17 protein-coding genes are annotated in these 20068 nt (G+C 69.8%); 8 read left to right on the top strand and 9 right to left on the bottom strand.

All coding sequences use genetic code 11. From position 1 onward, the window contains the following. The first annotated feature begins 134 nt into the window (after positions 1-134). Positions 135-1301, top strand: a complete 1167-nt coding sequence (locus AW270_RS05150; protein WP_061291115.1) for an endo-1,4-beta-xylanase — start codon at positions 135-137, stop codon at positions 1299-1301. A gap of 37 nt (positions 1302-1338) precedes the next feature. Here AW270_RS05150 and AW270_RS05145 read toward each other — a convergent pair whose 3' ends face one another. After that, positions 1339-2214, bottom strand: a complete 876-nt coding sequence (locus tag AW270_RS05145) for a LysR substrate-binding domain-containing protein (protein ID WP_061291113.1) — start codon at positions 2212-2214, stop codon at positions 1339-1341. A 71-nt stretch (positions 2215-2285) separates the two neighbouring features. Here AW270_RS05145 and AW270_RS05140 point away from each other — a divergent pair, with 71 nt between their 5' ends. Further along, complete coding sequence (locus AW270_RS05140) at positions 2286-3002, top strand: SDR family NAD(P)-dependent oxidoreductase (RefSeq protein WP_061291111.1); 717 nt, start codon at positions 2286-2288, stop codon at positions 3000-3002. A gap of 230 nt (positions 3003-3232) precedes the next feature. Continuing rightward, positions 3233-3964, top strand: a complete 732-nt coding sequence (locus tag AW270_RS05135) for a hypothetical protein (protein WP_061291109.1) — start codon at positions 3233-3235, stop codon at positions 3962-3964. 184 nt (positions 3965-4148) lie between these two features. On the opposite strand, the gene AW270_RS05130 is transcribed toward AW270_RS05135, so the two are convergent. Beyond that, positions 4149-6149 (bottom strand): cellulose binding domain-containing protein, encoded by a 2001-nt coding sequence (locus tag AW270_RS05130; protein ID WP_061291107.1) that lies wholly within the window; start codon positions 6147-6149, stop codon positions 4149-4151. Positions 6150-6350: 201 nt separating this feature from the next. Between AW270_RS05130 and AW270_RS05125 the strand changes: the two genes are divergently transcribed. Further along, on the top strand, positions 6351-7331 hold the full coding sequence (locus tag AW270_RS05125; RefSeq protein ID WP_061291105.1) for a polysaccharide deacetylase family protein: 981 nt from the start codon (positions 6351-6353) through the stop codon (positions 7329-7331). Between the two features lie 23 nt (positions 7332-7354). Here AW270_RS05125 and AW270_RS05120 read toward each other — a convergent pair whose 3' ends face one another. Beyond that, positions 7355-8530 (bottom strand): cytochrome P450, encoded by a 1176-nt coding sequence (locus AW270_RS05120; RefSeq protein WP_061291104.1) that lies wholly within the window; start codon positions 8528-8530, stop codon positions 7355-7357. Between the two features lie 49 nt (positions 8531-8579). On the opposite strand from AW270_RS05120, the gene AW270_RS05115 reads away from it, so the two are divergent. Continuing rightward, complete coding sequence (locus tag AW270_RS05115; protein WP_082801305.1) at positions 8580-9299, top strand: GDSL-type esterase/lipase family protein; 720 nt, start codon at positions 8580-8582, stop codon at positions 9297-9299. On the opposite strand, the gene AW270_RS05110 is transcribed toward AW270_RS05115, so the two are convergent. Both AW270_RS05110 and AW270_RS05105 read right to left on the bottom strand, forming a co-directional pair. Further along, a complete protein-coding gene (locus AW270_RS05110; protein ID WP_063819114.1) occupies positions 9286-9717 on the bottom strand; it encodes an ester cyclase in 432 nt (143 codons plus the stop codon). The two genes, AW270_RS05115 and AW270_RS05110, sit on opposite strands and share 14 nt — an antisense overlap. Before the next feature lie 73 nt (positions 9718-9790). Continuing rightward, positions 9791-10372: an HNH endonuclease family protein gene (locus AW270_RS05105; protein ID WP_061291098.1), complete on the bottom strand. Its 582-nt coding sequence runs from the start codon at positions 10370-10372 to the stop codon at positions 9791-9793. Positions 10373-10469: 97 nt separating this feature from the next. Here AW270_RS05105 and AW270_RS05100 point away from each other — a divergent pair, with 97 nt between their 5' ends. Both AW270_RS05100 and AW270_RS05095 read left to right on the top strand, forming a co-directional pair. Then, positions 10470-11135 (top strand): HAD family hydrolase, encoded by a 666-nt coding sequence (locus AW270_RS05100; RefSeq protein WP_061291096.1) that lies wholly within the window; start codon positions 10470-10472, stop codon positions 11133-11135. A 37-nt stretch (positions 11136-11172) separates the two neighbouring features. Then, entirely contained in the window at positions 11173-12150 is a 978-nt protein-coding gene (locus tag AW270_RS05095; protein WP_061291094.1) for an aldo/keto reductase, read from the top strand. A 6-nt stretch (positions 12151-12156) separates the two neighbouring features. On the opposite strand, the gene AW270_RS05090 is transcribed toward AW270_RS05095, so the two are convergent. After that, entirely contained in the window at positions 12157-12801 is a 645-nt protein-coding gene (locus AW270_RS05090; protein ID WP_061291092.1) for a response regulator, read from the bottom strand. Further along, positions 12798-14807 (bottom strand): sensor histidine kinase, encoded by a 2010-nt coding sequence (locus tag AW270_RS05085; RefSeq protein ID WP_157521703.1) that lies wholly within the window; start codon positions 14805-14807, stop codon positions 12798-12800. Before AW270_RS05085 ends, AW270_RS05090 begins: the two co-directional genes overlap by 4 nt. A 157-nt stretch (positions 14808-14964) precedes the next feature. Between AW270_RS05085 and AW270_RS05080 the strand changes: the two genes are divergently transcribed. Beyond that, a complete protein-coding gene (locus AW270_RS05080; RefSeq protein ID WP_061291088.1) occupies positions 14965-15573 on the top strand; it encodes a hypothetical protein in 609 nt (202 codons plus the stop codon). A 48-nt stretch (positions 15574-15621) separates the two neighbouring features. Here the strand turns inward: AW270_RS05080 and AW270_RS05075 are convergent, their stop codons facing one another. Together AW270_RS05075 and AW270_RS05070 are read right to left on the bottom strand one after the other, a co-directional pair. Continuing rightward, on the bottom strand, positions 15622-18756 hold the full coding sequence (locus AW270_RS05075; RefSeq protein ID WP_157521702.1) for a glycosyl hydrolase family 95 catalytic domain-containing protein: 3135 nt from the start codon (positions 18754-18756) through the stop codon (positions 15622-15624). Between the two features lie 208 nt (positions 18757-18964). Next, a complete protein-coding gene (locus tag AW270_RS05070) occupies positions 18965-20023 on the bottom strand; it encodes an NAD(P)/FAD-dependent oxidoreductase (RefSeq protein WP_061291086.1) in 1059 nt (352 codons plus the stop codon). Positions 20024-20068 lie beyond the last annotated feature (45 nt).

Genomic DNA, 20068 nt, shown 5'->3' with positions numbered 1-20068 from the left:
CGCGCCTGTCAAGACCAATGAAACTTTTCGGTCCTTCAAACTGGGTCTTTCTCACTTTGCACACTCTGGTTAGCATTCGATTTCGGAACATCTCCGAAACATTTTGGAGCCTGACCCCCCAAGGAGAGAGTTCGATGAGACGACTGGTGGTCATCACGGCCACAGCGCTCGGACTTGTTGCGGTGCTCAGCCAAGGGCCCGTGTCGGCCAACGGACGGCCTCCGGCCGTACAGGACCAGAGCCTGAAAGCCTTAGCAGCCCGGCACAACCTCGCGATCGGCACCGCGATCAGCAACGACGCCCTCGCCGAGCCCCAGTACAAGGCCATCGCGACGCGCGAGTTCAGCAGCGTCACCCACGAGAACGCCATGAAGTGGGAGAGCCTGGAGCCCACCCGCGGCACCTACGACTGGGCCGAGGCCGACAAGCTGATCGACTTCGCCAGGAAGAACAACCAGAAGATCCGCGGGCACGTGCTCGTCTGGCACAACCAGCTGCCGGCGTGGCTGACCGAGGGCGTCGCCAACGGCACGATCTCCAAGACCGAACTGCGCGACCTGCTCAAGAAGCACATCACGACCGTGGTGAAGCGCTACAAGGGCAAGATCTGGCAGTGGGACGTCGTCAACGAGGCCGCCAGCGACCCGTGGGACACCCCCTCGGAGATCCACCTGAAGGGCTTCTGGGCCCAGAACCTCGGCCCGACCTACATCGCCGACGCCTTCCGCTGGGCCCGCGCCGCCGACCCCCACGCGCTGCTGTTCTACAACGACTACAACATGGAGGCCTTCGGCGACCGCGGGCCCTCCGACAAGGTGTGGTTCATCTACAACCTGATCAAGAACCTGCGCGCCCAGGGCGTCCCGATCGACGGCTTCGGCTCCCAGGGCCACCTGGGGACCCAGTACGGCAACTTCGACGCCTTCCAGGTGAAGGAGACCCTCGACGCCTTCTCCGACCTGGGGATGGTCTCGGCGTTCACCGAGGTCGACGTGCGGAGCCAGATGACCGCGGGGGTCCAGGCCGGCGACACCAACGAGATCAACCCGCGCCTCCAGGCGTCGGCGTCGAACTTCAGCGTGCTGCTGCAGGCGTGCCTGCTGAACCGGAACTGCCTGTCGTACACGGTGTGGGGCTTCACGGACAAGCACTCGTGGGTGCCGACGTGGTTCACCAACCCGCCGGAGGGCCTGGCGACCCTCTACGACGAGAACTACCAGCCGAAGCGCGCCTACAACTCGATCAAGTCTGACCTGGTGTTCGCCGGGCCGCCGTACGTGCAGCCCCGCCCGCGCCGCTGACCCTCGGGGCCGTGCGGCATCTCGCCGCACGGCCCTCTCACGTCTTCGCGCGAAGGTCGTGGACGAACCTCGCCAGCACCGGTGACGCGTCGGCGGACCGCCACAGGGCCGCCGCGCTGATCGTGGCCGTAGGGCCCTTCAGCGGGACGAAGGCCACCCCCTCCCTGCGCAGGCCCTGCGCGGAGGCCGGGACGAGGGCGACGCCGAGCCCCGCCGCGACGCTCATGAGCTGGGTCGAGACCTGGCAGACGCGGTGGGTGACGTTGGGGCGGAAACCGGCCGTCGCGCACATGCCGTGGACGGTCTCGCCCCACTGCGGGCAGTCGGCCAGGTCCAGGACGACGAAGGAATCGTGAGAGAGGTCGGCCACCTCGATCACCGGTTCGGCCGCCTGGGGATGGTTGACCGGCAGGGCCGCGATGAACGGTTCGACCGAGAGGATCGTCCCCTCCGGGCAGTCGATGTCGCCGATGCGGGAGATGAAGGCGACGTCCACGTCGGGGGGCCGGGTCGTGGCCCCCAGGGGGAGCTCGAAGAGGTCGATCTCGACGTCGGCGTGGCGGTCGCGGAAGTCGGCGAGCATCGCCAGGAACGGGCCCGACGAGGTCGTCGGCATGTACGCCACCCTGAGGCGGCCCAGTTCCCCTCGTCTGGCACGGTCGGCCACCGACTGGGCGACCCTGGCCTGGGCGAGCGTGCGGCGGGCTTCGACCAGGAACAGCTCGCCGACGTGGGTGAGGCGGGTGCGGCGTTTCTCCCTGATCAGCAGTTCGACGCCGAGGACCGATTCGAGCTTCTGGATCTGCTGCGACAGGGCCGGCTGGGCGATGTGGAGGCGTTCGGCGGCGCGGGCGAAGTGGAGCTCCTCGGCCAGGACGACGAAGCCCTCCAGGTGGCGCAGCTCGAAGTTCATAGGCTCAGCTTATCGACGTATCGATGATCAGTCTTTGATCTTATGAACCTCCCGCTTCTAGCGTCGGGGGCATGAGACTTTCAGGAAAGATCGCGCTCGTCACCGGCGGCACGTCCGGGATCGGCGAGGGCATCGCCCGGCGCTTCGGCGCCGAAGGGGCGGCCGTGGTGTTCACCGGTCGCCGGGCCGAGCTCGGGGAACGGATCGCCGCGGAGATCGGTGACGCCACGTTCGTGCCGGGAGACCTGACGCGGGCCGCGACCCGGGCGGCCCTGGTCGCGGCCGTCGAGGCGCGGGGCGGGCTCGACGTGCTGGTCAACAACGCCGCCGCCTTCGGTGACACGGTGACCGACCAGGTCAGCGACGAGGAGTTCGACCGGATCGTCGGGCTCAACTTCCGGGCGGCCTATCTGGTGACGCGGGACGTGGTGCCGTACCTGATCAAGAAGCCGGGCGGGCGGATCGTGAACATCTCCAGCACGGGAGTGGTCCGGGCCTGGCCCGGGTCGTCCGTGTACAACGCCAGCAAGGCGGCGCTGGAGAACTTGACGCAGACGTGGGCGCACGAGTACGGGCCGTACGGCCTGACCGCCAACGCCCTGACGCTGCCCGTCGTCGACGCGCCGATGTCGCTGCACGCCCAGCCTTACGTCGACCTGGAGGCCATCCCGTCCCGGCGGATCGGGACCGTGACGGACGTCGCCGACATGGCGGTGTTCCTGGCGGGGGACGAGTCGGGGTACCTCAACGGGGCGCGCATTCCGCTGGACGGCGGCCAGACCGCCTAGCGCCGAGAATGAAATTTCACTCGCGAAATGGTGGGATTGGCGGGGGTTTTATCTTAAATGTTCGATCGCCAGTTCGATTGGACTGAGGTAAATTCCTCGCCATGGTGTCGACCGAGCATGAGATCCCTCTAGAGCTCATTCGGGATTCCCCTTCCCTTGTCACTCGATTTCTCACCGAATTAGGAGTCAGTCCCCCGAAGCACACCTCGCTCCGGATCGACCATTCCGGAATGAACGAGACCAAGGTGACCGAGCATCACAGCGACTCGGTGGTGCTCTTCCTTGACGGCGACAAAGTCGTCATGGCGGTGATCGTGGAAGTCCAGCTCCGTTATGAGAAGGACAAGATCTACGACTGGTTCCCCTACGTGGCGAACCTCTGGGCGCGGCGCCGCTGCCCGACCACACTCGTGGTCTACGCCCCCGAGCGCCGAACCGCCCGCCGCTGCGCCGCCCCCATCCCCATCGGCCACCCCGGCCTGACCTTGACCCCGCTGGTGATCGGCCCTGATGCCGTCCCTGTGATCACCGATCCCGAGACCGCCGTCGAGACGCCCGAACTGACTCTGCTGTCCGGTGCCATTCACGGGAACGAGAACCGTGACGTGCTGAAAGCCGTCGTTCACGCGTTGAACGCCATCGAGCCGTCAAAGACCGTCCTGTACGTTGAGTACGTGGCCAAGCGACTGTCTGAGGCCGCGAAGAGGGAGTTGGAGACTCTCATGACGATGATCAAGCCCGAACGCCACAGCATCGTCGCGGTGACGAACTACGCCGACGGACAGGCCGCCGGACAACTCGACACCCTGCGAAGGATCCTTGTGCGCTTGATCGAGAAGCGCGGCCTTGCCCTTACTGACGAGTCGCGGTCACAGATCAGCGAATGCGCCGACACGGACACGCTTGACATGTGGGTGGAGCGGGCAATTCTCGCAGAACGCGCAGAAGACATCTTCAACTGAAGTCCTGCGCAATGTCGAACCTTTCTGCCGACAGAAAGGCATGCGGCCCGATCGGGTACATCATCACGCGGGATAGCGGCGACTTCGTCGAACGCTCCGCGATCAACCCACCTCCACGCGCACGTTGGTGCCGGACCCCCCGGCTCAGGCCGTCCGGGCGGTCCGGCACCTCATCGGAGAGCGGTCAGCCGCAGACGCGGCCGTTCAGTTTGAAGCCGGTGGGATAGATGTTCGGGCCACCGTAGTTGCCCACGTACCCGATGTTGATCGTCGCGCCCGTCGCCACGGTCTTGTTGAAGTCGGCGTTGGTCACCGTCACCGACTGGCCCGTCTGGGTCCACGTGCCGTTCCAGCCGCTGCCGAGGCTCTGCCAGGTGCGCGGCCAGGTGAAGGTCAGTGTCCAGCCGTCGATCGGGTCGCCCAGGTTGGTGATGTCGAGTGAGCCGACGTAGCCGTTGCCCCAGTTGGACGCGTCGGTGACGACCACCTTGCATCCTCCCGGCGCCGGGTTGCCCGTCGTGAAGGTCAGCGGGACCGACGGGCGGGAGGTGCCGCCGCCGGTGTCGCGGGTGATCACGTTGAGGGTGTAGCGGGTGTTCGGGATCAGGTTGGCCAGGTTGAGGGTGGTGCCGGGGGTCTCGCCGAGCTGGCCGCCGGCCTGGTTGTGGAGTTCGTACTTGCTGATCGGCCGTGATCCGGCGGTCGCGGCGGGCCAGGTCACGGTGGCGGTCGTGCCGGTGACGTCGGAGACGACCGGCTGGCCGGGGCGTCCGGGCAGGCCGCTCGGGTTCGAGGAGGCCTTGACGACGAAGGTGGTCATCGACAGCGGGGCGAGGGTGGTCGAGGGCGTCGGGGACAGGGCGGTCGCGCCGTTGGTGTGGAGCCAGCCGGTGGGGGCGGCGGCCGACGGGGTGAAGCCCTGGTAGCCGAGGCTGACCGTGTGGGTGGTGTCGTGGGAGGTGTTCAGCAGCAGGACCGCGAGGTCGCCGTTGGGGCGGCGGGCGGCGTGCGCGACGACGGCCGGGTTGCCCGTGGTGGCCTTGACGAACTGGTCTCCCGGGCGGATGAACCTGCTCATCATCTGGAGGGCGAAGTAGGGCGCGAACGGGGTGTTGAAGGCCGGTTCGCACACCGTGCCGTCGCTGGTGCAGCCGGCGCTCGACAGCAGGCCGAAGTCGCCGTAGTCAGTGTGGCCGGCGACCTGGCTGACCGCGCCGATGCCGTTGTGGACGTTCCACCAGTCGACCGAGAAGACGCCGCCCGCGAGCAGTTGGGCGTAGGAGTCGGCGGCGGCGACCGCGCCGGGCTGGGTGGTCGCGCCGTTGGCGCTGCTGCCGGTGTTGAACTCGGTCATCGCGATGCCGATGTCCGAGCGGCCGGTGTAGCGGGCGACCTGCTCCTTGGTGAGCTGGACCATGTCGGCGATCCGGTCGGTGCGGTTGGTCGCGCCGGGGTACCAGTGCACGATCACGAAGTCGATTTTCGCGGCGGCGTCGGTCAGGACGACCTGGTTCCACGGCCCGGCGTCGCCGGAGGCGGTGATGGCGTCGGGCCACTCGCCCGGCGTGGTCAGCACGGCGCCGATCTTGATCGTCGGGTCGACGGCCTTCATCGCGTCGGCGTAGGCGACCACCTGGCGGGCGTATTCGGCCGGGCTCTTGTCGGCGCGCTCGTCGGCCTCCCACGGGGTGCCGTAGCGGCCGTTGCCGTAGTTCTCGTTGCCGATCTCCCAGTATTTGACGCCGTAGCCCTTGGTGACGTTGGCGTACTCGACCCAACCGGCGGCCTCCTCGGCGGTGCCGGTGCCATAGTTGGCGGTCACCATCGGCTTCGCGCCGGTCCGGCGGGCGCCCGCGATGAACGTGTCGAAGTCGGTGTTGGGGGCGACGTAGCCGCCGGGGGCGGTGTGGGTCTCCCAGTGGTAGATGTCGGAGTAGGAGCCGCCGGGATAGCGCACGACCTGCACCCCGGCGTCCTTCAGCAGGTCGGCGGTGTCGTTGGCGCCCAGCGTGGTGTCCCAGACGGCGTGGTTGGCGCCGATTCCGGTGTCCGGTACGACGGCCAGCCCGGCGCGCGCGTTCACGGTCACCGGAACGGCTGCGGGCGGGTCGGCATGGGCGGCGGTGGGGGTGAGAAGCGGCGTCAGCAGCAGCAACGACGCAGCGCGCAGGAGGATTTTCGGCATCACAACACCTGGCTCGGGAGCGGTGAACGGACTGCCTCCTCCTGACCAGAAGGCACGATGATCGTGCGTCGGGGCCGCCTCCCCCGTCAAGTACCGAAAGTTTCTGTTACTGATTGACAATTTTCGTAACACGTTCCCAGAATGTGCATCGGTAGCCGCTCCCCTACCTCCACCCGCCGTGCACCACCCGGAGGTTTCGTGATGCGTTTGAAAGCGATCCTGCTCACCGCCGCCGTCGCCCTGACCGGGGCGCTGGTCTCCATCCCGGCGCAGGCCGCCGACTGCAGCGCCGGCTACGTCGGCCTGACGTACGACGACGGTCCTGGCGGCAACACCAACACCCTGCTCAACGCGCTGCGCAACGCCGGCCTGCGGGCCACCATGTTCAACACCGGCCAGAACGCCGCCGCCAACCCCTCGCTGGTCCGCGCCCAGGTCAGCGCCGGGATGTGGGTCGGCAACCACAGCTACACTCATCCGCACCTGACCCAGATGAGCAGCTCGGCGATCCAGTCGGAACTGTCCCGCACCCAGACCGCCATCCAGTCGGCCACCGGCACCGCCCCGCGCCTGTTCCGCCCGCCCTACGGCGAGACCAACGCGACCCTGCGCTCGATCGAGCAGCAGCTCGGCCTGACCGAGGTGCTCTGGGACGTCGACTCCCAGGACTGGAACGGCGCGAGCACCTCGGCCATCGTCCAGGCGGCCGGCCGGTTGCAGAACGGCCAGGTCATCCTGATGCACGACCAGTACGCCACCACCGTGGCCGCCGTCCCGCAGATCGCCCAGAACCTGGCCAGCCGCAACCTGTGCGCCGGGATGATCTCCCCGACCACGGGCCGCGCGGTGGCCCCGACCGGCGGGAACAACCCGACCCCGAACCCCACCCCGACGCCCACGCCGACCTCCGGCGGCGGCTCGTGCACGGCCAGCCTGTCGGCGGGCCAGTCGTGGAGTGACCGCTACAACCTGAACGTCTCGGTGACCGGTTCGAACAACTGGACGGTCACGATGAACGTCCCGTCACCCGCGAAGATCAGCTCGACGTGGAACATCTCCGCCAGCTACCCCAACGCCCAGACGCTGACCGCGCGCCCGAACGGCAGCGGCAACAACTGGGGCGTGACGATCATGCGCAACGGCAACAGCACCTGGCCCACGGTGTCCTGCCGGGTCGGCTGAAAGTTTCGGGCTCGCGGCGCTCCCTACCAGGCGACGGGGAGCGTCGTGAGGCCGTACACGAAGTGATGGGGACGGAACTCGGCCGGCGGGTCGGTCTCGCGCAGCCCGGGGAACCGGGCGAAGAGCGCGGGGAAGGCGATCCGCATCTCCATCCGCGCGAGCGGCGCGCCGAGGCAGTGGTGCGCGCCGTAGCCGAAGGCGACGTGCGCGAGGTTCTCCCGGCCGATGTCCAGGCGGCCGGGGTCGTCGACGAACGCGGGGTCGCGGTTGGCGGCCGGGAGCGACAGGATGACGACCTCGCCCTCGCGGATGGTCGTGCCCGAGAGCACGACGTCGCGGGTGGCGATCTTCGCGGCGCCGGCGTGGAGGATGCTGAGGTAGCGCAGCAGCTCCTCCACCGCCCCGTCGACGTGGTCGTCCAGCCGGGCGAGCTGCTCGGGGTGGCGCAGCAGCGCGAGCGTGCCCAAGGCCAGCATGTTCGCGGTCGTCTCGTGGCCCGCGATCAGCAGCAGCCCGCCGATCCCGATGAGCTCGTCGACGCCCAGGTCATGGCCGTGCTCCCGGATGAGCATCCCCAGCAGGTCGTCGCCCGGCGAGGCGTGGTGGCGGGCGACCATGTCGGCCATGTAGACGCGCGCCTCCCGCTGCGCGTCGAGGCGCTCCTCGGGGGTGCGGGCGAAGTCCATGATCGTGGCGGTGCGTTCCTGGAACGCCACCCGGTCCTCGTAGGGCACGCCCAGCAGCTCGCAGATCACCAGCGACGGCACCGGCAGCGCGAAGTCGGTGACCAGGTCGGCCGGCGACCCCTTGGCCTCCATCGCGTCGAGGTGGTCGTGGACGATCTCCGTCACCCTCGGCTCCAGCCGCCTGATCCGCCGCATCGTGAACTCGGGCGTCAGCATCCGCCGCAGCCGGGTGTGCTCGGGCGGGTCCATCATGAGCATCGCGCCCGCGCTCATCTGGGCCTTCTCCTCGGGCGTCGGCTCGGGGAGCTCGGGCAGCCGCAGCTCCATGCTCCGGGCGTTGCTGAACGTCTCGGTGTCGCGCAGCACGTCGCGCACCTCGTCGTAGCGGGTGACGAGCCACGCGTCGGGCCCGCCGAAGAGCGTCGGGACCCGGACCAGGCCCTCCTGCCGGAGCAGCCCGGTCAGCTCGGGGTGCGGATCGAACTCCTCGCGGCGCATGTGCAGAGGCAGCATGAGATCTCCTGAATGACGAACCGTGTTCTTGCGGCTACATTCAGTGATTATGAGCGTTGTCACCATGATGATCGTCGGAGACTCGATCAGCCACGGCAGCAGCGGCGACTGGACCTGGCGCTATCGGCTCTTCAAGCACCTGAAGCACCACGGCATCGCCCTCGACTTCGTCGGCCCCCGCAACGACCTCGACGCCATCGACACCCCCGAGGTCGGCGACGGCGATCTCACCTACGCCGACCCCGACTTCGACCCAGACCACAACGCCCAGTGGGGCCGCCCCTACTGCCTGGAGATGGCGGAGATCGCCCAGAAGGTGGCCGCCCACCGCCCCGAATACCTGCTGGTCCTGCTGGGGATCAACGACCTGTTCTGGTACGGCCACTCCGCCGACCAGAACGAGGCCAACCTGCGCGCCTTCATCTCCAACGCCCGCACCGGCAACAACGACGTGAAGATCATCCTGGGTACCCTCCTCGACACCCACAAGGCCAGCGTCGACCCCGAGTTCAACGCCCGCGTGTCGGAGTTCAACCGCCGGTTGATCCTGACGGCCTGCGAGATGACGACCGTGCGCTCCCCGATCGTCATCGCCGCCACCCACGCCGAGTTCGTCGCCTCGGCCCACACTTGGGACGGCACCCACCCCAACGGCGACGGCGAACTCCGCATCGCGGCGGCGTTCGCCGACACCCTGGCGGGCCAGTTCGGCCTGGGCGCGGCCTACCCGCGCCCGTTCCCGAAGGTCGCCGAGCTCAGACCGGTGTGACGGTCATCGGCATCCCCAGCTGGCTGAACAGTTCCAGCTGGTCGTAGTAGTCGCGGTCGCTGACGATCAACCCGTCTTCGATCGTCGACACCGAGACCCCGCGCAGCGCGATCCGCCTCCCCGTGCCGGGCAGTTCCCAGCCGTCGTTGAGCAGGAACGGCCCGTCATGGGTGCCGGTCAGGGTGAATTCGGTGACGGCCGGATCTTCGGTCGTCGGGAGCGTCCACGCGGTCACCTTGATGTCGGAGAACGCCGTGAACCAGTGGGCGTAGTACCAGGCGACCTGCTCCCGGCCCTCCTGGATCCCCGCCGGCGTGACCAGAACCCCGCCGGGCGCGAAGTCCTGGGTGATCCGCTCGACGTCGTGCCTGTTGTAGGCCTCGATACAGCGATCTTTGACCTCTCGGGCACTGGTCATCGCCACCACCTCCTCTTGCCGAAACTAACAACCGTTTCGTGGTGGTTTGAAGGCATTTTCCCGAGTCGTTGCCTCAGCAGGTGAGCAGCATGTCCAGCAGCGCCGCCTTCTCCTCCGGCTGAAGAGTCAGCGTGTACGCGTGCTTCACCGCGATCCAGGCCTTCGCGTACGCGCACCAGAACTCCGGCAGCGGCGGCTTCCAGGCCGACGGGTCCTTGTCGCCCTTGGCCTGGTTGACGTTGTCGGTCACCGCCCAGAGCTGCGGCCCGGCGAGATCGTTGGCGAACTGGCGGCGCTTCTCCGTCGTCCACGCCCAGGCCCCCGACCGCCAGGCCTCCTTGAGCGGGACCATGTGGTCGATGTCGACGTCGGAGTCGACGGTCCAGATGCCGCCGTCGTAGGGGCTGTGCCAGGTGCCGGAGACGGGCCGGCAGGCCGCGTTGGTGACGACGTCCACCCCGTCGCGCTTGAGCACGGTCTCGCGGGTGTTGCAGGTGCCGGCGACGGTCGTCCAGTGGGGGAAGAGCACCCGGTCGTAGGTCGAGGCGTTCCGTTCCTCGGCCACCTCAAGGGCGCCGAGCTGGTTCACCGCCTCGGCCATGGTCGGCATGCCCGGCACTCCGGTCAGCAGGAAAGCGGCAAGAACCCAGCTCATCGGCGATTCCTCACGTCCACGCCGGCCCCCGTGGCCCGGCGAACGTGATCATCTTGGGCCGCGCGACCGGCTGTGTCGCCTCTATAGAGTCAGCCGCGTGCAACGGCTGGCCCTTTTCGACATGGACAACACGCTGATCGACCTCGACGGGGCGTTCGGCGCCTGGGCCGCCGAGTTCGCCGCGGCCCACGACCTGGGCGCCGACGGGCTGCGGTGGATCCTGGACCTCGACATCCCCCACCGCGACCTGATGTTCCGCTGGATCCGGTACCACTTCGACCTCCGGGCGTCGGCCGACGACCTGTGGGCCGCCTACCGCGCCCGGATGCCGCAGCTCGTCGAATGCCGCCCCGAGGTCCTCGCCATGCTGGCCCGCCTGCGGAGCCGGGGCTGGAAGGTCGGCATCGTGACCAACGGAACGGCCGACAACCAGCTCGGCAAGCTCAAGGCCACCGGGCTGGCGGCGGCGGTCGACGGATACGCGCTCTCCGGGATCGAGGGGATCAGGAAGCCCGACGTGGCCCTGTTCGCCATCGCCGCCACCCGATGCGGGGCCTCCATCGCGGAGGGCGGCTGGATGGTGGGCGACAACCTCACCGCCGACATCGAGGGAGGCCGCGCCGCCGGGCTCCGCACGATCTGGGTGACCCGGGAGCCGGGCGGCTCCCTGGCTGATTCCCTGGCTGATTCCCTGGCTGATTCCCTGGCTGATCACGTGGTCGGGGACGTCCTCGACGCCGAAGCGCTGATCTCGGGTGACTAGTCTCGGGACCTGCAGATTCCACTGAGGAAGGAAACGCGTGGAACACCGCACACTTGGCCGCACCGGTCGCGACGTGTCCGTGGTCGGACTCGGCACCTGGCAGCTCGGCGCCGATTGGGGCGACGTCAGCGAGTCGACCGCCTTCGAGGTCCTGGAGGCGGCCGTCGAGACCGGCGTCGACTTCTTCGACACGGCCGACGTCTACGGCGACGGCCGCAGCGAGCAGTTCATCGGCCGCTTCATCAAGGACCACCCGGACATCCTGGTCGCGACCAAGATGGGCCGCCGGGTCGAGCAGGTCCCGGAGAACTACAACCTCGGCAACTTCCGGGCCTGGAACGACCGCTCGCGCCGCAACCTGGGCGTCGACACCCTCGACCTGGTCCAGCTCCACTGCCCGCCCACCCCGGTCTACTCGGCCGACGAGGTCTTCGACGCCCTCGACACCATGGTCGAGGAGGGCCGCGTGAAGAACTACGCGGTCAGCGTGGAGACCAGGGAGGAGGCGCTGAAGGCGATCGCCCGTCCGGGGGTGGCCAGCGTCCAGATCATCCTGAACATGCTGCGCCTCGGCCCGCTCGCCGACGTCCTGCCCGCCGCCCAGAAGGCCGGGGTCGGCATCATCGCCCGCGTCCCGCTCGCGAGCGGTCTCCTCTCCGGCCGGTACGACGCCAGCACCACCTTCCCGGAGAACGACCACCGCAACTACAACCGCCACGGCGCGGCCTTCGACGTCGGCGAGACCTTCTCCGGCGTCGACTACGAGACCGGCCTGGAGGCGGTCCGCCGACTGTCGCCGCTGGTCCCCGAGGGCGCGACGATGGCCCAGTTCGCGCTGCGCTGGATCATCGACCAGCCCGGTGTGACCGCTGTCATCCCCGGCGCGAGCAACCCGGGCCAGGCCCGCGCCAACAGCGCCGCCGCCGGCCTCTCCCCCCTGACCGGCGAGACCCTGGCCGCCGTCAACGAGATCTACGACGAACTGATCGCCCCCCAGGTCGCCGACCGCTGGTAGACCCGGCTATCGGCCGAGGCCGGCGTCCCTTGCTCGGATGATGGCCTCGGCTCGGTCGGCTGCCTGGAGTTTGGTGACCACGGCGTAGACGTGGTTGCGGACCGTCTTCTGCGACAGGAAGAGGCGGGTGGCGATCTGGCTGTTGGACAGGCCTGCCGCGACCAGGTCGAGGACCTCCCGCTCCCGGGCCGTCAGGGTCGGGAAGGTCTCGCCGGAGACGGCCGGGGGCCTCGGGCCGAGGAAGTCGGCGATGCGGGTGGCCAGGACCGCGCCGAAGACGACGCCGCCGCCGGCCACGGTGGTGATGGCGCGGACGACCTCGTCGGGTTCGGCGCCTTTGAGCAGGTAGCCGCGGGCGCCGGCGCGGAGGGCGTCGAAGATGGTGCCGTCCTCCTCCGACATGGTGAGGACGACGACGCCGGTCTCCGGGCGTTCGGCCAGGACGCGGCGGGTGGCCTCGATGCCGTCCATCCCGGGCATCGAGACGTCCATGACGACCACGTCGGGGTGCAGGCGCGCGACCTTGTCCACGGCTTCGCGGCCGTTGGAGGCCGTGCCGAGGACGTCGATCTCGCCGATGCTGCCCAGGAGGGCGGCGAAGCCCTCGCGGAAGACCGGGTGGTCGTCCACGACCAGGACTGTGATGCTCATACCGTCACCTCGTCGCGGGCGGGGAGGCGCGTCCACACCCGGGTTCCTCTCGGTTCGCGGGGGGCGACCACGCAGGCGCCGCCCAGTTCGGCGGCGCGTTCGCGGAGCGAGACCAGGCCCACCCCGGCGAACGCGTCGGGGGCGAAGCCGTCGCCGTCGTCGGTGATCTCGACCTCCAGGGCCCCCTCTGACCGCGTCAGGGTCACGGTGCAGGTGGTCGCGTGGGCGTGGCGGCGGACGTTGGTGATCGCCTCGGCGGCGATCCGGTAGGCGGCGACCTCGACCGCGGCGGGGAGGCCGGTCAGGTCGCCGTGCTCTTCGACGCGCATGGTCAGGCCTGGGGCCAGCTGGCGGATCGCGCCGACCAGGCCCACGTCGTCGAGGGCGGGCGGGCGCAGGCCGTGGACCAGGCGGCGCACCTCGGCGAGCAGGCCGGTCAGCTCCTGGCGGGCCTGGCCGAGGATCTGGTCGGCGTCCTCGCCGGAGCGGCGGGCGGTGATCCTGGCCATGTCGATGCGGGCGGCGACCGCCGCAAGGGTCGGGCCGAGGCCGTCGTGCAGTTCGCGGCGCAGCCGCCGGCGTTCGTCCTCGACCGCGGACACGATCCTCTCCCGGCCGCGCTGCAACTCCTCCGCCAGGTGGACCGCCTTCGCCGCCGCCGCTGCCTGCCGGATCACGTCGGCGAGCAGCTTCTCGTCGCCGGAGAGCCGGGTGGCCCTGGCGGGCAGCACCAGCCGGCCGATGCGCTCGCCCCGGTAGGCGATGGGCAGGGCGCGGGTCTCGGCCGGGCGCTCGCCGTCCTCCACGAGCAGCGTGTCGGTGATCTCGACGCCGGCGTAGGAGGACCGGAACGCCCGCCGGACGGTGCGGGCCAGGGTGAGGAGCTGGGCCTCGGAGTCGTCGGTGGCCTCCAGCCGTTCGGCCAGGCCGGAGACCACGTGGTAGGGGTCGTCGCGGTCGCCCATGACCCAGCGGCGGACCAGCCGCCACAGCCGGTGGCGGAGCTGCGCGTAGGCGATGGCGACCGCGAACACCGCGATGACCAGGCGTTCCCCGTCGTTGAGCCGCGAGCCGAGGAACTGCCCGACGCTGCCCAGCACGACCAGGTCGAGCACGAACGTCAGCGCCAGCAGCAGCGCGTAGACGACGGTTCCGCCGAGCAGCCGGTCGACGTCGACCAGGTCGGGCCGGACGATGCCGACCGCGACCGCCCCGGCCGTGAGGGTCACCCCGGCGGCCAGGCCGATGGCCGTCCACGAGCCGGGCAGCAGCCGGAACGTCAGCATGACCATGAGGTCGACCACGCCCGCCCAGACCAGCCAGCGCAGCCGCATCCGGTCGAGCCCGGCCGACCCCCGGTAGCGCCGGACGACCACCACGAACGGGGCGACCAGGCTCAGCGGCACGCAGAGCTGGGCCACCCGCAGCAGGACCGTCCAGACCTCGTCGGGCAGCGGCAGGTAGAGCAGGTCGAGGTTCAACGCCCGCAGCGGCGCCGGAATGGGCCCTGACTCCGAGGTGGCCTGGGCGATCTCGGAGGGCGCCGCGATCAGCGCCAGCGGCAGCAGGCTCGTCAGCCCCAGGCTGACCAGCGCGATCCCGCGCCACCAGCCCGTCGGCAGCCTGCCGTCGGGGAACAGCACCAGGACCAGCGGCAGCAGCAGCACGAGGCCCGCGCCGAACCGCTGGTAGACGAGGAAGGCCGCCGAACCGCCCGGCAGGTCGAAAGCCGTCGCGTACGCCAGCCACGACGACGCCAGCCCGTCGATCGCCCACCACGCGCCGAAGACCGACATCAGCCACCCGAGGGCGTGGCGCGGGAACCGGCCGAGCACGGTCATCCCGGCCGCCGCGAGCGCGACCCCGGTCAGCGAGTCGAGCGAGCCCGCCTGGAGTTGCAGCACCGCGCGGTGGGCGCCCGGGACCCGTACGTCGAGCAGGGCCGCGACGGGCAGGGCGGTCAGCGCGACCGCGAAGAGCACCGGCCCCGGCCTCAGCTTCTGCACCTGCAAAGTGTGCCTGAGCTGGTCAGCCAAGTCCCTAGGACGCGTGTCCTGTTTTTTCCGGGCGTCGTCTGGGCCCCCGAAACGGGACGCCACGCCCTGACGGCCCAGGCCGCCGGGTCCGCAGGATTCAGGTGTTCCCGAAAACGAAGGACTGACGATGACGCTCACCGCACCCCCCGCCCCCGCCGCGACCCTCTCCGACACGACGATCCGCCGGCTCGCCCTCGGGCTGTCCACCGGCGCCCTGCTGTGGTCGGCCCTCAGCTTCGCCTACGGCTTCCAGCCCGCCACGGACCTCGGCTGGCTGCTCACCGACCTCGGCGGCCTGGCCTTTCAGACCGGGCTGATGTGCCTGCTGGCCCTCATGATCCGGACCCGGGCGACCGGGACCTCCCGCACCGCCCGGATCATGCTCCAGGTCGAGCGGGTGCTGCTGGTCCCCGCCATGGTCTGGAGCCTGCTGCACGCCGTCCTGCCCGGTCAGCGGGAGGCCGACTGGCTGGCCGTCCTGGACGTCTTCTGGCCGCTCTCGATGCTCGGCATGTTCGTGATCGGGGTGAAGGTCGCCTTCGCCGGCCGCTGGCGCGGTCTGGCCCGGGTGTGGCCGGTCGTCGCGGAGAGCTGGGCCGTGGTGTCGATCCCCAGCATGGGCCTGCTCGGCCCGGAGGCGGGCAGCCTCGTCGGCGCGGCCCACCTGCTCGTCGGCTACGCCACGCTCGGCCTGATCATCGCGTTCCGGCCGGAGCTGGTTCGTACGGAGAAATGAGAAAGCGCCCCTCCTCGTGGAGGGGCGCCTCTCCCATTCCAGAAAGCGTTAAGAGACGGTGAAGGAGTCCACGTCGAACAGTGACCCCGCGCCTCCGACGAAGACCAGGTGGATCGGGCCGGAGGCCGAGCCGGTCAACGTGGTGGAGACGGTCACGTGGGTGTCCCAGCCGCCCGTCGGGCTCACCGCGACCGAGCCCAGCAAGGTCCCCGTCGGCGATCCCGACCGCACCTGGATGGTGCCGCCGGCCCCGGCCGACGACACCCGGGCGCTGAAGCTGGTCAGGCCCGAGGTGTTGACGCCCGAGTAGGCCGTCCAGTCGCCGTTGTCGATGTAGCCGACCGAGTAGCCGCCCTGCGCGCTCGGGTGGTCGGCCTGCTGCACCCCGCTCATCGAGGTCCAGGCCTCGCCCTGGACGGTCTGCGGCTGCGGGCCGGTGCCGCCCTGGGTCGACACGGTGATCATGTCGACGTCGAGCAGGCTGCCCGCGCCGCCGCTGAAGACCAGGTGGAGCGGGCCGGAGCCCGAGCCGGTCAGCGTCGTCGACACGGTGGTGAAGGTGTCCCAGCTCCCGGTCGGCGCGACCGCCACCGACCCGAGCACGGCGCCCGTCGGCGACCCGGCCCTGATCGTGATCGTCCCGCCGGGCCCGCCGGAGGACACCCGGGCGCTGAAGGTCCGCAGGCTCGCCGTGCTGACCTGCGAGTAGGCCGCCCAGTCGCCATTGTCGATGTAGCCGACGGTCTGGCCGCCGCTGGCGGTGGTGTGGCCGGCCGCCTGGACGCCGGACTGCGAGGTGAACGCCTCACCCTCGACGGTCTGGGTGGTCCCGCCGCCGGTGGTGGTGAAACTGATCGTGTACGTCTTCCCCGCGGTCGCCGTCCAGCTCAGCGTGTCGCCGGTCCGGGTGGCGGTGACGGTCGCGCCGGCCTCGTCCTTGATCGAGTAGGCGCCCGTGGCGGCGGCGGTGCGGAGCTTGACGGGGCCGGTCCGCGCGGGCCGCAGGACAACCGTCTCGGCCGCGCCCGACTTCCACGTGGTGTCGACGGTGATGTCGCCGCGCGCCTTCAGCCCCGTCACCGAGCCGTTCGCCCAGGTGGAGGGCAGGGCGGGCAGCACATGGACGGTGTCGTGCTGGCTCTGCACGAGCATCTCGGCCACCCCCGAGGTCGCGCCGAAGTTGCCGTCGATCTGGAACGGCGGGTGGGTGTCCCACAGATTGTCGAGCGTGGACGACTTGAGCTGCTCCGACAGCAGCTTGTGGGCGCGGTTGCCGTCGAGGAGACGTGCCCAGAAGTTGATCTTCCAGGCCTTCGACCAGCCGGTGCCGCCGTCGCCGCGCGCGTTCAGCGAGACGCGGGCCGCGTTGGCCTCGGCCGTGCCCGGGAGGATCTGGTTGCTCGGGTGGAGGGCGAACAGGTGGGAGACGTGGCGGTGGGTGTCGGTCTGGGAGTCCCAGTCGGTCTTCCACTCCTGGAGCTGACCCCAGCGGCCGATGCGCAGCCCCGGGTCGAGCCGCGACAGCGCGGTGGTGAGCTCGGCCTGGAGCGCGGTGTCCACGCCCAGCGCACGGGCCGAGGCCAGGGCGTTGGTGAACACCTCACGCACGATCTGCTGCGACATGGACGCCCCGGCCGAGAAGTCGCCGTTCTCCGGGGAGTAGGACGGCGAGACGACGAGGCGGTTGTCGCGCGGGTCGGTGTGCAGGAAGTCGAGCCAGAACTCGGCCGCGCCCTTGATCGCCGGGTAGGCGGTGTCGCGCAGGTAGGTGAGGTCGCCGTTGAAGCGGTAGCTGTCGTAGAGGTGCTGGGTGGTCCAGGCGGCGGCCTCGGGGAACCAGAACGACTGCGGGTAGTTGTGCACGCCGGTGAAGCCGTAGGGGTTGGTCTCGTTGTTGACCACCCAGCCCCGGGCGCCGTACATGTTCTGCGCGGTGACCCGGCCGGGGGCGACCATCGAGTTCACGTAGCGGTCGTAAGGCTTGGTGGTCTCGCGGAGGTTGGTCTGCTCGGCGGGCCAGTAGTTCATCTGCAGGTTGATGTTGACGTGGTAGTCGGCGTCCCAGGGTGGGTTCACCACGTTGTTCCACACGCCCTGGAGGTTGGCCGGGAGGATGTCGTTCTCCCGCGAGGAGGAGATCAGCAGGTAGCGGCCGTAGGCGAAGAACATCGCCTCCAGCGCCCGGTCCTGCGCCGACGAGCCGCCGGTGTAGTTGCTCCGCAGCGTGTTGGTCGGCACGGTCGGGTTCGACTGGCCGATGTTCAGCTTCACCCGGTCGAACAGCCTCTTGTAGTCGGCCAGGTGGGCGGCCTTCAGCGCGTCGTAGGTCTGGGCCGCGGCGGCGGTGACCCGCGAGGTGACGCCCGCCGCCGGGTCGGCGCCCCGATAGGCCGGGTAGGCGTCGGAGTAGTTGGTGCCGGCCGACAGCACGAGCACCACGCTGTTGGCCCCGGTCACGGTGACCCGGTCGCCTGAGTCGGTGCGGGTGCCGCCCTGGTTGACGACCTGGACCTGGGCCTCGAACTTCAGGCCGTTGTTGGCCAGCGCGCCCTTGATGGTCAACCGGCCGTTCGAGGCGGTCACGGTCTTGTCGCTGCGCGGCGAGGTGTGCCGCAGCGTGAAGGAGACCCGGCCGGTCTGGTTGGCCGAGATGCGGGCCACGATAACGTTGCCGGGGTTGCTGGCGAAGTACTCACGGGTGTACTCGACGCCGCCGGCAGTGTAGCCGACCCGGGCGACGGCCTCGCGGAGGCTGAGCTCGCGGCGGTATTCGGTGGTGCTCGACGGCGGGTTGGCGAAGTCGAGGAACAGGTCGCCGAAGGTCTGGTAGCTGCCGAAGTTCGTCTTGCCCTGGCCGAGAGCGTTGGCCACGGTCTGCGGAGTGATCCGGCCCTGCTGGTCGATCTGCGCCTGGAGGTTGTCGATGGCCCCGGGGCGCGGGGACGTCCAGTTGCCGTGGTTGTAGCCGCCCTGCGCGCCGGGGCCGCCGGTCCACAGGGTCTTCTCGTTGAACTGGATCTGCTCGGAGGCCACCCCGCCGAACAGCTTCGCGCCCAGCGGGCCGTTGCCGATCGGCAGCGCCTGGGTCTCCCAGTTCGTCGCCGGCGAGTTGTACCACAGCGTCAGGTCGTCGGTCGGGGGGAGCGCCAGCGCCGCGGCCTGGCTCTGGGTGATCGCGGTCATGCCCGTGAGCATGACCAACGCGGTCAGTCCGGCAATGCCTAATCTTCGGCGACGCACGGGATCCTCCGGTCAGGTGAGGGGTCAGTCAAGGAAATAGCATCGAAACAACCCTGAAACAAGGGTTGGCATCCGATGTTTCCTCGACTTCGAGCGGATTTCTGACCGGTTGATCCCGTCGCAGCTACCTACAGGTCGGATGTATTTCGAGTTATCTGAACGGGATGCCCGCCTTCGCCCCGAAGACGGTCCCCCGGGTCACCTGCTCCTTGAGCACGGCCCCGGCCCGTCCGGCCAGGTAGGCCCTGCGCGGGGAGTCGTCGAAGTGGGTGAACTGGGCCACCGCGTCGGCCCGGCCGAGGCTGACGCAGACGGCGACGAACCGCACGACGTGAGGGGTCAGCTCGCGGCCCTGGATCGACCGGGCCACGTTCATGGCCGCCGTCGCGCCCTGGGGTTCGGACGCCTGACACGACATCCGCGCCCCCGGCACCGACGCGCAGTCGCCGGCGGCGAAGATCCGCGGGTCGTCGACGCTGCGCAGGAACTCGTCCACGACGAGACGGCCCTCCCCGTCGACGGTGAGGCCGCTGCGCGCGGCGAGGTCGGGGACGCCCGACACGATGCCCCACAGGGTGAGGTCGGAGGCGAGCGCCGTGCCGGAGCGGAGCGCCACCCGGCCGTCGGCCACCGCCGTGACGCCGTCTTCGACGACCTCGACCTTCAGCCTGTCGAGCCCGGCGCGCACGCGGCGCCGCGCTCCTTCGGCCATGCCACCGGCGACGGCGCTGCCCACGAGCCGGACCCGCAGGTCGGGCCGGGCGGCGGCGACCTCGGCGGCCGTCTCGATGCCCGTCGGGCCGCCCCCGACGACGGTCACGACGGCCTTCGGCTCCAGCGCCGCGAGCGCCGCGCGGGCCTGTTCGGCGCCCTCCCAGGTGCCGACCGCGATGGCGCCGGGCATCGGCTCGGCCGTGCTGCCGACGGCGAGCACCGCGTGGTCGAACGCGAGCGAGGCTCCGTCGCCGAGGGTGACGAGCCCGTCGCCGATCTTGTCGACGGTGCCCACCCGGGTCGTGATCCCGGCCCGCAGCATCGACGTGAGCGGGGCCCGCGCCGGGGAGGTGCCCGACAGCCGCTGGTGCAGCCGCACCCGCTCGACGAAGTGGCCGCGCGGGTTGACCACCGTGATCTCGGCCTTGGTCCTCCTGGCCAGGATGTTGGCCGCGTACGTGCCGGCGTACCCGGCGCCGATCACCACGATCTTCATTGTCATCTCCTTGTCGGGTCGCTTCAGACAGGAGATGCTCCGAAC

This window comes from Herbidospora cretacea, from assembly GCF_001570605.1.
Classification (GTDB): Bacteria; Actinomycetota; Actinomycetes; order Streptosporangiales; family Streptosporangiaceae; genus Herbidospora; species Herbidospora cretacea.
This window is presented reverse-complemented; position numbering and strand designations above follow the sequence as displayed.

Coding starts and splice junctions, on each gene's coding strand:
- AW270_RS05150 (WP_061291115.1), top strand. CDS start 135: ATGAGACGACTGGTGGTCATCACGGCCACAGCGCTCGGACTTGTTGCG.
- AW270_RS05145 (WP_061291113.1), bottom strand. CDS start 2,214: ATGAACTTCGAGCTGCGCCACCTGGAGGGCTTCGTCGTCCTGGCCGAG.
- AW270_RS05140 (WP_061291111.1), top strand. CDS start 2,286: ATGAGACTTTCAGGAAAGATCGCGCTCGTCACCGGCGGCACGTCCGGG.
- AW270_RS05135 (WP_061291109.1), top strand. CDS start 3,233: ATGAACGAGACCAAGGTGACCGAGCATCACAGCGACTCGGTGGTGCTC.
- AW270_RS05130 (WP_061291107.1), bottom strand. CDS start 6,149: ATGCCGAAAATCCTCCTGCGCGCTGCGTCGTTGCTGCTGCTGACGCCG.
- AW270_RS05125 (WP_061291105.1), top strand. CDS start 6,351: ATGCGTTTGAAAGCGATCCTGCTCACCGCCGCCGTCGCCCTGACCGGG.
- AW270_RS05120 (WP_061291104.1), bottom strand. CDS start 8,530: ATGCTGCCTCTGCACATGCGCCGCGAGGAGTTCGATCCGCACCCCGAG.
- AW270_RS05115 (WP_082801305.1), top strand. CDS start 8,580: ATGAGCGTTGTCACCATGATGATCGTCGGAGACTCGATCAGCCACGGC.
- AW270_RS05110 (WP_063819114.1), bottom strand. CDS start 9,717: ATGACCAGTGCCCGAGAGGTCAAAGATCGCTGTATCGAGGCCTACAAC.
- AW270_RS05105 (WP_061291098.1), bottom strand. CDS start 10,372: ATGAGCTGGGTTCTTGCCGCTTTCCTGCTGACCGGAGTGCCGGGCATG.
- AW270_RS05090 (WP_061291092.1), bottom strand. CDS start 12,801: ATGAGCATCACAGTCCTGGTCGTGGACGACCACCCGGTCTTCCGCGAG.
- AW270_RS05080 (WP_061291088.1), top strand. CDS start 14,965: ATGACGCTCACCGCACCCCCCGCCCCCGCCGCGACCCTCTCCGACACG.
- AW270_RS05075 (WP_157521702.1), bottom strand. CDS start 18,756: ATGACCGCGATCACCCAGAGCCAGGCCGCGGCGCTGGCGCTCCCCCCG.
- AW270_RS05070 (WP_061291086.1), bottom strand. CDS start 20,023: ATGAAGATCGTGGTGATCGGCGCCGGGTACGCCGGCACGTACGCGGCC.